The sequence below is a fragment of the Bacillus sanguinis genome, assembly GCF_018332475.1.
In the GTDB taxonomy this organism is placed as follows: Bacteria; Bacillota; Bacilli; order Bacillales; family Bacillaceae_G; genus Bacillus_A; species Bacillus_A sanguinis.
Genome location: NZ_BOQB01000134.1, coordinates 1 through 10,225, shown reverse-complemented (window position 1 = coordinate 10,225; position 10,225 = coordinate 1). Strand labels below are relative to the sequence as shown.

The window sequence follows — 10,225 nt, the reverse complement described above, 5'->3', positions numbered from 1 at the left end:
GTTTTTTCGCTTCTTCTTGTTTCTTACTCTCACTCACTTGTTTTGCTGTTTCCTCTACAAGTAATTTCTCAAAATCTTGAATTTGTTTATCAATCACCTGTAACTTTACCTCTTTATCAACATACTCACAATTGTCTTTCACTATATGGAAGCCAGCATTCACATACGAGAATACTTGCTTATTCGATTCGGTTGTATTACTTTTTAACTCTTCTTGTACTTGATTATAAGGGGTTTCTATTGATACATATACTTTTTGTAACAATTCCCTTTCTGCAACTATTTTCTCACGCCCTTGCTTCCACGTAACAAGCGCCTGTTCTAACTCTTGAGTGGAAGTGACAGTTACTTTTGATTTCATCTCTTCATACTCACGTAAAATAACTTCCTTATGTTGCTTAGCTTGTTCTGTTAATTGATCAACTGTTTTTGGAAAAATACTTGCTGTAGAAATTGTAGCCGTTACTTTCGTTTCATGAACGAAAGCTGCTTCTGTATAAGTCATCATTTGAGAGCCTAAATAAAAAGTAATAGAACACAAACATGGCAATATAAGCATCTTTTTGAAATTGCTAGGTGGCTTCAGCATTTTAATCTCTCCTATCGAACAACTTGTTCTTTATCAAGAACTATACCTTTATTATAATAAAGTGAATTATAAAATGATATAAGAAATTATGTTTCTTTTTACATTTCCCTTTTAACAGAAAAGGAGACTATCATTTTTGATAGTCTCTTTTTGTTGTCCTTATTATTTTGTTTCACCATCGCCTTGCTGTGCATCAAACGTCCAAGTTAATTGTAACTTATCGCCTTGGAATTCATTTTGATCTTTTTTATTATCAACGAATTCAAATTTCACTTTGAATTTATCAGATTTACCTGCTGAAATACCTTTTTCATCCCAGAACCAAGCAGCTAAATCGTTATTTACCGCAGTAAGTGTGTCACCCTTCAATTTATCTAGCGTTGTTTCTTTTACGATTGTTTCATGCTTGTCTACATTTTTTAAGAATGTTACTTTAATATGTTTACCAAAATCATCTTTATTATCTTTCTTCACATCTTCTACATTATAATCTGTTTTTAGTAGTACTTTTTTAATATCTAATGTCCCTTTATTTTCTAATTTAAATTCTTTTTCAACTGTATCACCAGGTTTTAAATTCGATACATTAACAACTGTTGATGGATTTAATGCTAAATCAAGCGTACCAGACGCAAATGTATTATTTGACACTTCTTTATCGCTAAAGTATGCAAATGTTCCTCCGCCAACTAATGCCGCTCCTAATACTGCTGATGCGATACCCATCCCTAATTTTTTCTTTAAAGTCATGTCCATATCCCCTTAATATATATATTTGTTAACTTCCTAAAAGGAAAGTATAACCAAACGAACTAGACGGATTGTTCTACTTTTTTCTCTTTCTTTTCTCCGTCAATGCTACGAATAGCACTAAAAATAGAAATCGCGGAATAGCCTAGTAAAAAGACTCCTGGAATAATAAGAAGCAAAGCAGCTCCAGCTTTTGAATTCGCATAATTTAATGCATACCCTGCATATGGAACTGTAATATCTGCATATTTCCCAATGACATTCTCCGCAAGTACTGGTTCTAAATCAGGGCCGTTGTTGTTATCCCCTTTTGTTTCATACATTACTTTTCCATTTGTATCTTTCACACCGATAATACGGTGAGTGATAATTTTTTCATCTTTCTCTTTAAAAGTAATAACATCGCCTTTTTGATATTTAGAACCATCTTTCGTCGGCTCTATCGCAATGATTGATCCTGTTAAAAATGTCGGTTCCATCGATCCTGATAACACAGATTTAAATTGATATCCCATCACTGTTGGATCCCCACCGCTCGCTTTTGAAGAAATAACTACAAAAGCTAAGCAAATCATCAATGCAAATAAAACAAATGAGATAACGTTGCTAATCACCTTCCAAATTAATTTCATCGTTTCTCTCCCTCTCCGTTGTTTTATATTATTTGAAGTATGCAATATTCATCATTGTTCTTTAACAAGAACACAAGTAAATAATATAACGAACAAAACATAAATGCAATAAGAAAATTTACAATTATTAGTTATTTTAAACATAAAAAAAGGCTGTGATAAAGTCTCTTCACAGCCTTTTAACAACTAATTTATTTTTCTTCTGATTTCATTCCTGTTGTATTTCGGCGCAGCACTACAAATAGAATGGCTCCAAATAATACAGCGGCACCTATTCCAATGCTTATTATTTTCATATTTGATTCGCTTACTTCAGGCGTAGCCGTATCTTTTTTAGGCATCGCAAAAGTAACATCTTCTTTAGAAAGAACATTTACCGTCGCAATTGTTTGATTGTTTTTCGTGATATCAACTGCACCAACTACCTCACCACGATGAATGCCTTTATGATACAAAGAATCTTTATCTAATGAAGCCGCACGGAAAATCGTCCTCACATTTTTTCCTTCATCTTTCTTAAGCATAAGTTCTGCACTTTGCTCCAGCTCACTATCAATATCTTTATTTAAATACGTTGTCTTTTGATGCCAACTATGTTTATCTAGTACAGTTTGCTTCACAAATTGACCAAAAGAATAGTCCGCCATCTGCTTTAAATCTTCATAAATTTCAGGCCTTTGAGAAGCCATTACTACGTTTATAATACGATTTCCATCCTTCTCATTTAATAAAACGAGTGTATTACGCGCTTCATTTGTAAAACCTGTCTTACCACCAATACTAAATGGATTTTCAAAATAAGTAGATTTATTAAAAATAGACACAGTCTGCCTAGATGTCGTAACTGTCGTCCTTTTCGTATTCATCGCTTGCAAAATCTCAGGGTACTTTTGCACACCTCTCGTAATCATAGCCATATCAAATGGCGTCGTATAATGGTTCGGATCGTGCAATCCATTTGGTGTTACAAAATGACTATCGGTAGCCCCTAATTGCTTCGCTCTCTCATTCATCATATTAGCGAAATTCTCAACACTTCCGCCAATACGCTCCGCAATCGCATACGACACATCATTCGCACTCAGCACCATTAAAATCATAAGCGCTGTATTTCTATTAATTGTCTCACCAGGTTGAAACTCAATTTGATAATTACTCTTCTCTTGATCTAATGCTAATTGTGAAAACGTAAATTGATCCTCTGGCTTCGTATGCTCCATAAGTAAAATCGCCGTTAACACTTTCGTCATACTAGCCGGAAATGCACGATGATGTGCGTTTTTGTCATACAAAACATCTCCAGTTTTCGCATCAATCGTAGTTGCAAACTGACTAAAAACATTTGGCCCTTCCTTCGGTGGTGGTGCCACTTGTTCTGGATTCACTCCAATATTCGTCTCAGCACGCAACGTCATAGGTGTCAGTAAAAATAAACAAATAACGGTAATAAAAGCCAAAATTTTCTTAAAATTTACCATATGACTCTCCCTTTTCACTATACTCTCACAGCTTAAAAACCAAATCTACCAATCCATATGTAATTTGTATTAAATTGGAAGAATATTCACTGTTTTTTACTATATCATACTTTTACGATAAAGAACATAAATATACAATAAAAAATAAGAAGGAATTATTCTTTCTTATCCTTCTCATCAATCAATGAATCTATTAAATTTTGACTAGCTTCCTCCGGCGTAATCTCATCTGTCATCCCCATAAACGACCAACCTTTAGAATCGACCCACTCAACAAACTCTTGTAAAAACTCATCATGTGTAACATCCACATCAAGAATCGAGCCATTAATCGAAATCGTTCTATTTCTAGATACACGCATCTTGAACGTTTTCCTTACCATTACAATAATTCTCCCTCTACTCTTGAATAATTATAAAATAATCATGTATCTCTGTTATACATGATTTTAAGTAAATTGTAAAAAGGATATATTGGCCAATTTGCATATTGAAAATGAAAATCACTTATCCTACATACCCCTGTACGATATACAAATGGTCATATTATTCAACAATTAGACCATTTAGATGAATAAGAAATCATGGTTTTTTGGAAGATATCACGCAAAATAGTATAATTTGAATAAGAGAACTACGGCAGCTCCATTTAGATGAACTTTTACGTTGTAGACTTAGAGACTGATGCGGAAATTACTATTTGGTTCCTATTTCTATACATAATATTGCTGGAAAGAAGGTAGTACGGTGAAAACAACAGAAAATTTTACTGACAAGGCCGATATATATGCAAAATATCGCCCTAGTTATCCTAATGAATATATTGATTACTTGCTTTTGGCTAACGAAATAAATAAGAATCCAATTGTGGCCGATATTGGTTCAGGTACGGGGATATTTAGCCGCCAGCTGCTCGAAAGTGGTTTACATGTTATTGGAGTTGAGCCAAATGACGACATGAGAAAAATGGCAGAGCAATCGTTAAAACGATATCCTCATTTTCAATCAATAAAAGCAACTGCCGAAAATACCACTTTAAAAGAAAATAGTGTAGATTTAGTAACTGTTGCTCAAGCATTTCATTGGTTTGATAAAGAAGCTTTCAAAATTGAATGCCAACGAATTTTGAAACAAAAGGCAAATGTTGCTCTTGTTTGGAATAGTAGAGATGTAACTAGCCCGATTATTAAAGAGAATGCAGAAATTTGCCAAAAGACCTGCTCAAATTTCAAAGGATTTAGCGGTGGAATAGAAGAAACGCCAGAAGTTTTTAAAAGCTTTTTTAAAGATGGAAAGTATGAGTTTAAAGAATATCAAAATGATTTACTTTTTGATTATGAAGGTTTTTTAGGAAGGAATTTATCCGCTTCCTATGCTCCGAAAGAAAATGACGAAGAGTATAAAAACTTTGTTTTTCTCCTATCAGAGCTATTCGAAAAATACAGTAAGAATGGAAAAATTGTTCTCCCAAACTTAACGCGAAGCTATATGGGCAACGTGTAAACAACCAGACATAAAGTAGAACTTTAATTAGCCCTCACCGATCGGGCACGATCATTGAATAAACCTTAAATTTATAACGCAGTACACTATATTCAAAATTAAGCAAGCACACCCCCGTCCTAAATTCATAACGGGGTTATGCTTGTTTTAGGTGATGCAATGTAATAGCTTTATTATCTTTTTACAAAAAACTTATATTTTATCACACCAAATACACTTGACTTTATTACAATGGAATGGAATATATTAGAAAACACCTTAAATTGAGGAGGAATTCAATGGCACGTTGTACATATTGTAAAACGAAATGGAAAGTAAAAGATGTATGGTCGATACTCGTGACATTTGAAAAAGATTGTCCGTATTGTTTTGGGAGGCAGTATTTATCAAAGAAAACAGTGAACGCTATGCCAGAACTTTTAAGCTTACCTTTACACTTCTTATTACCTTTTCTTGTTGATTTAAGTGATGAGGGGCCTTTGGATTGGTATCGAAAAAAATAATATAACCGCTTTATTCGAACCCACTCTTCATTACATTCTCTTCTTATATATTCCTTAATACACGACTAGCATGATCCCAAATACTTCCCTTCAAAAGATTACTATAAAAATATTGTAAAATTTCAGTTAATTATATATAATTGCTTTAACATAATGATTAAAAGTGCAAATACATAATTATTTTTGAAGATCCCGTAGCTCAGCAGGGAGAGCGCCACCTTGACAGGGTGGAGGTCGTGAGTTCGAGCCTCTCCGGGGTCATAAAACCTAATAGTATCAAGGATTGAGAGGGTATTCTCACAAGCTAAAACTGTGGAGGCCTCCATCAGACACCACAAGTTAACAGAGGACTACTTCTAGTCAGCAAAGAGTCCTCTTTTTGTTTCCATAAAGCTGAGAAAGGACTGAAAAGAAAATGCTACTTAAGTTTGTATAGTAATTAAAATTATAGTTTTTATACTCGTTGAAATGAGTGAGATAACTCTTAAGACTACTGTTTATTTAACCAGATTGCCAGTTTCACCTACAGTACTCCCCCTCAGATATCCTAATTTAATGATGCTCTACTTAGTAATTCTATACAAAAAATAAAGCAAGGATTTCTCCCTGCTTCTGTTAGCTTCTTTTATTGAGAAGATTAACCACCAATATTCTTATCTGCCATTCTATACATTTTATATCTATTTTTCCCTCTTCTTTTTTCGATTTCTAAATATTACCTCTAACACTACTACTGCGATGAATCCTACAGTTAGTTGTAAACCTGTAAACAGAAGTTTAACATTTAGAGGAATGTCAGGTGCACTCCACATTAACGCTGGAGGAATAAGGATACCAATAATTACAATAATTCTCATTATCTTCCCCATTTTGTTTCTCCTATCATATCTTTAAGATTTACGTTTCTTTTTACAATTCTACTAATTTCTCACGTAGAACCAATTCACTCTCAGTCATATACCCTCTATGCATTTCCTCTACAATTTTATCATGATTAAAACATAATACTTTTTCATCACCTAGATAGCCTACTGGATAAGGAACACCCACATAATCAAAATCACGTTTATCTGCTGATATAACCATTCTTCCAATAATCATAATAATTGGTTCTACACCTTCTAGTTTTACTACTGTTCCTATTGGTAAAAGTTTCATTGATTTATTCCCCCCTCTTATATTATGTATTATTTATTTTTAAATTTACTATACATCCGTTCGTAAAGTTTATTAGTACCAAGTGCACATGCTCCTAAAATAAGAACAGCTATAATAAAGCCAATCTTTTTAGGTAATTCATAAGGAGACATAATAGCGACTACAAGAAATATAGCAATTGCGACATATGTAATATATTTTCCAGCCTTAAATGGTTGCATATAAAATGCTCCTCTCTTAATCCTCAAATTTAATGGTACCACCTAGTCCATAACCATCTCCAACATACAATCCCGTTTCTTTTCCTAATTTAAAGTCATAGCCAAATGTTCCCAAACCCAATTCCCCTTTTACGACGACATCTTTATCTCCTATAAAAGGAACAAAGTCTGGGATATGAAAAAGTTCCATCTCTACTTCATACTTATTAGTAGTAACTTCCGCTGCATTTTTTAGTGTATATTCATCCACACCATACGCAAAGTTTCCTTCACCGAACTTTTGAGTAATTTTGATATCCTTCATTTCAAAACCTGTAGGAGTAAGTATAGGAACTTTTGTGCTATATTCGTTTTCTAAAACTGACCCCTCTATCTTTCCACCAATAATATTCCCTGCAAATAAATCATCTTTAGCAGCATCAAAAGAATAAGGAATATTTAAATCTACTTTCCCAGATAAGGCTTTCATTGTCAATTCCCCATTTGTTCCTACACTATTCTTTGCTTCTACCACTGCTCCCTCTAACGTCCCACCAAATCGGTCTCCTTCTTTCCATTCTGCTTTCCCTTGCAAATACTCCACATCATTTTGAGATTTTGCTTTTGCTAACATATAATCCATTTGGTCTGCTTCACGAAATTTCTTAGCAGAATGTTTGAGTTCTTCTGAAATTTTATCCAATAGATTATTAACTTCAAAAATCTTTGGTTTAGCTTCATTAAACATTTGATAGAAATTTTGACTTGTTGCACCTGTCCACTGAGACGCTATGTATTCTGTTTGGTTATAAAGGTCTTTGTGCATATTGTCTAAAGTTTGTTTTATATCTTGTACCAACTTAGCAGATTGCTCCAAACGTTCTGGAGTAACTTTGATTAAACCCATAAGCCTTTCCCCTTTTTAATTTTCATATAGAATATTTTACCACAATAGAGTTTTCGCAACTATGAATATTTTATATAATCTTAAAAATCCGAAGTCTTTTTCTCCTCAGGGTTACTCTTATGGCACTTGAAATTATAACTTATGCATTCGCGCTAACTCTCTAATATCATCTAGTCCCATTCTACAAAATTATTTCTACTATTAAATACGTAGACGTAGACCTATCCTATCTTTCTAAATAAAACTAAAGAGGTATGCCTATCAACTGTTTCCTGTATAGTATCTCTATGGAACTGTGTTACAACAACTTTCATCCTCTATCACCTGCTATAATCATGAAAGATTGTTGATGGAGATCCTGAGTTCGAGCCCCTCCGGGGGCATAAAAAAGAGAAACCATATCAACCTTCTACGTGATATGGTTTCTCTTTTTTTATCTAAGCTAATTACTTCCCACCAAACATCTTCTCTAAAGACTTCGCATTGGCAAATAATACTTCTTTCAAGTTATCATCTGCAACGATTTTATAGTCGCCATCTTTGTTTTTCTTTAAGTTCAATGTAACTTCGCGAGTTGCCATGATTGCATCTTTATCTGATAAGTGTTTGACGATTGATGATGTCATCGTTTTTTCGATTGCTTTTTCAGATTGCTCTTTGTCTTCGCTAAAAGCGCTAGCGAAGGCCATTGGCATAACTTCTCCTACTGCTTTTGTTACAGCAACTGATAAATCGGCAGATGTAATTTTCACTTTCACTTCTGCTTTGTCATCTTTTTTCGATACTTCTTCAGGCTTTTCAAATTTAAAGTTTTTCGTAATTGCACTTAGCATCGCTTTTGCCTCAGCATCATCTGTTTTTTCATTTAGTTTGTTAAATTCCTTGTCACTCTCAACAAATGTACGAGCCTTTTCTACATCACCTTTTTGTATTGCTGTTAAAAATTCTTCAGTAGTATCTTTCGGATTTGCACATCCTGCTAAAACACCTACTGTTAATCCTACTACCATCATTAACAGTAATAATTTCTGTATCTTTTTCACGTTCATTCTCCTTTTATATTTTCTAGTAAATCAGCATTATACAATAGTATGAAACTGACATTACAAACATTTTTTAGTATAGCATTTATATGATTCATTTTCTATTCATTTCCAAAAGATAAAGGGCCTTGCAACATTCCTACAAGGCCCTCTTCTATCAATCTGTATCCGTACCACAAATGAACCACATTTTCTGCTCCTTACTATCTAGAATCATCCAAGTAGTATCCCACGCAACATCGTAAAACCAATCTGTCCAAGGGCGATAGCTTTCGAACACTTTAATATCTTCGTATCGATCTTGAAACATATATTGACATATATTGACTGCTAATTGCTTTGCGATAACTGGTCGTTCCTTAAACCCTTCATATGCTCCGCCCCACAAAATTTGCGCGGCAATGCTACCATCAAGCATGACTGCCAGCTGCTCTTTAAAACGAAACTTATATTTTTCTGATGTATGTATTTTTAACTCTTCTAAGTTATGTATTATATCTAAAGAGTTAAAGATTCTTCTAAAGAAGTGTTCGTGTCCATCTTTCGAATGTGGTATTTCTTTGAAAAAATTTTCGTTATGTACTTTAAAACAACTTATAACCGCTCCGCCATTTACGTTTTGTTCCTTGAATGTATGCATGAGTCGCTCAACAGATGAGTCATTCGTTTCTATTTTTTCAAACGTTCCTGCTTTTCATCTCCTAACGCCCACTACTCTCTATTAAAAATTTGTTTCTTCATTATAAATAGCAAAATAAAAACCAGCAACTTTAAGATTGCTGGCTTATCTCTTATTCATATTTGAAAAAACAATAACAATTGCTCCAAACACATAATGCCCCGCTACCATCCACACGCTCCGATCAAAAATCATAATTGACACCCAAAGCGATATATTAATAGCAGCAAATAATACATATAAGATGAAGTCTCTCTTTTGTAGTGCTTCTCTATTCATCCAAATATAAATCGCACCGATTGGTGGAAGGATGAAGCAAAGGAAAAAAACAAACATTTTTCTTAACGACCGTGGATATGAAGTTACTGTCTGCATATGAATCTCCTTTTTATTTTATAGTACCTTTAACATCGGTCTTGCTACTCTATATTCGTCACTATAAGGCTCCTTTATGATTAAAGGTGAGTGAGGATTTTTTTCTTCTATCATTGTGAATACTTCTGTTTTTTCTTGTAGTGTGTTCGATTCACTGTTTTTAGTAGGCTTTTTACTTGTTTCAATTTTCTTTGTTACTTCTCCGAGCCTTTGTCCAACTTTTTCAGCTTCGGCAGGTTCATGCGTTACGTAGTATTCCTGCCCCTCCCATACTAACATAGGTGGCACTGGTTCTCGTTTGTTACATATTATATAAGTAATACTAGCTATAAGTAGTAGACATGTTAATAAAAAGAAGATAGTTTTTTTATTCATATACTATGCTCCCTATCTATCATTTTATTAAAT

Annotated in this window: 15 protein-coding genes and 1 tRNA gene; 3 read left to right on the top strand and 13 right to left on the bottom strand. The window is 33.8% G+C overall.

What is annotated here, in order from left to right; translation table 11 throughout:
* The 5 genes from KI369_RS15755 to KI369_RS15735 all read right to left on the bottom strand — a co-directional run.
* A partial coding sequence (locus tag KI369_RS15755; protein WP_212956582.1) for a DUF4047 domain-containing protein occupies positions 1–589 on the bottom strand: 589 nt, incomplete at its 3' end.
* A gap of 162 nt (positions 590–751) precedes the next feature.
* Positions 752–1,339, bottom strand: a complete 588-nt coding sequence (locus KI369_RS15750; RefSeq protein WP_000172849.1) for a CalY family protein — start codon at positions 1,337–1,339, stop codon at positions 752–754.
* A 62-nt stretch (positions 1,340–1,401) separates the two neighbouring features.
* Positions 1,402–1,971 (bottom strand): signal peptidase I SipW, encoded by a 570-nt coding sequence (gene sipW / locus KI369_RS15745; RefSeq protein WP_212956581.1) that lies wholly within the window; start codon positions 1,969–1,971, stop codon positions 1,402–1,404.
* Between the two features lie 191 nt (positions 1,972–2,162).
* Positions 2,163–3,449 carry a D-alanyl-D-alanine carboxypeptidase family protein gene (locus tag KI369_RS15740; RefSeq protein ID WP_212956580.1) on the bottom strand — a complete coding sequence of 429 codons (1,287 nt, stop codon included), beginning with the start codon at positions 3,447–3,449 and terminating at the stop codon, positions 2,163–2,165.
* Positions 3,450–3,604: 155 nt separating this feature from the next.
* On the bottom strand, positions 3,605–3,832 hold the full coding sequence (locus tag KI369_RS15735) for a hypothetical protein (protein WP_000251865.1): 228 nt from the start codon (positions 3,830–3,832) through the stop codon (positions 3,605–3,607).
* A gap of 364 nt (positions 3,833–4,196) precedes the next feature.
* On the opposite strand from KI369_RS15735, the gene KI369_RS15730 reads away from it, so the two are divergent.
* The 3 genes from KI369_RS15730 (at position 4,197) to KI369_RS15720 (ending at position 5,716) form a co-directional block, all read left to right on the top strand.
* The gene (locus KI369_RS15730; RefSeq protein WP_212956579.1) at positions 4,197–4,952 is read left to right on the top strand and encodes a class I SAM-dependent methyltransferase; all 756 of its coding nucleotides are present in this window, start codon (positions 4,197–4,199) and stop codon (positions 4,950–4,952) included.
* Between the two features lie 278 nt (positions 4,953–5,230).
* On the top strand, positions 5,231–5,455 hold the full coding sequence (locus tag KI369_RS15725) for a hypothetical protein (protein WP_212956578.1): 225 nt from the start codon (positions 5,231–5,233) through the stop codon (positions 5,453–5,455).
* A 188-nt stretch (positions 5,456–5,643) separates the two neighbouring features.
* Positions 5,644–5,716: transfer RNA gene (locus KI369_RS15720), tRNA-Val, on the top strand.
* A gap of 419 nt (positions 5,717–6,135) precedes the next feature.
* Here KI369_RS15720 and KI369_RS15715 read toward each other — a convergent pair.
* The 8 genes from KI369_RS15715 to KI369_RS15680 form a co-directional block, all read right to left on the bottom strand.
* Positions 6,136–6,324, bottom strand: coding sequence for a hypothetical protein (locus KI369_RS15715; protein WP_151631249.1), 189 nt, complete (start codon positions 6,322–6,324; stop codon positions 6,136–6,138).
* 40 nt (positions 6,325–6,364) lie between these two features.
* Positions 6,365–6,613, bottom strand: a complete 249-nt coding sequence (locus KI369_RS15710; protein ID WP_212956577.1) for a DUF4176 domain-containing protein — start codon at positions 6,611–6,613, stop codon at positions 6,365–6,367.
* A 29-nt stretch (positions 6,614–6,642) separates the two neighbouring features.
* Positions 6,643–6,834, bottom strand: a complete 192-nt coding sequence (locus KI369_RS15705) for a hypothetical protein (protein ID WP_002075027.1) — start codon at positions 6,832–6,834, stop codon at positions 6,643–6,645.
* A 16-nt stretch (positions 6,835–6,850) separates the two neighbouring features.
* Positions 6,851–7,720, bottom strand: a complete 870-nt coding sequence (locus tag KI369_RS15700) for a WXG100 family type VII secretion target (RefSeq protein ID WP_212956576.1) — start codon at positions 7,718–7,720, stop codon at positions 6,851–6,853.
* 446 nt (positions 7,721–8,166) lie between these two features.
* A complete protein-coding gene (locus tag KI369_RS15695) occupies positions 8,167–8,763 on the bottom strand; it encodes a hypothetical protein (RefSeq protein WP_212956575.1) in 597 nt (198 codons plus the stop codon).
* A 157-nt stretch (positions 8,764–8,920) separates the two neighbouring features.
* The gene (locus tag KI369_RS15690) at positions 8,921–9,436 is read right to left on the bottom strand and encodes a hypothetical protein (RefSeq protein WP_212956583.1); all 516 of its coding nucleotides are present in this window, start codon (positions 9,434–9,436) and stop codon (positions 8,921–8,923) included.
* A gap of 111 nt (positions 9,437–9,547) precedes the next feature.
* Positions 9,548–9,817, bottom strand: coding sequence for a hypothetical protein (locus KI369_RS15685; protein WP_212956574.1), 270 nt, complete (start codon positions 9,815–9,817; stop codon positions 9,548–9,550).
* Between the two features lie 18 nt (positions 9,818–9,835).
* Positions 9,836–10,192 carry a hypothetical protein gene (locus tag KI369_RS15680; protein ID WP_212956573.1) on the bottom strand — a complete coding sequence of 119 codons (357 nt, stop codon included), beginning with the start codon at positions 10,190–10,192 and terminating at the stop codon, positions 9,836–9,838.
* Positions 10,193–10,225 lie beyond the last annotated feature (33 nt).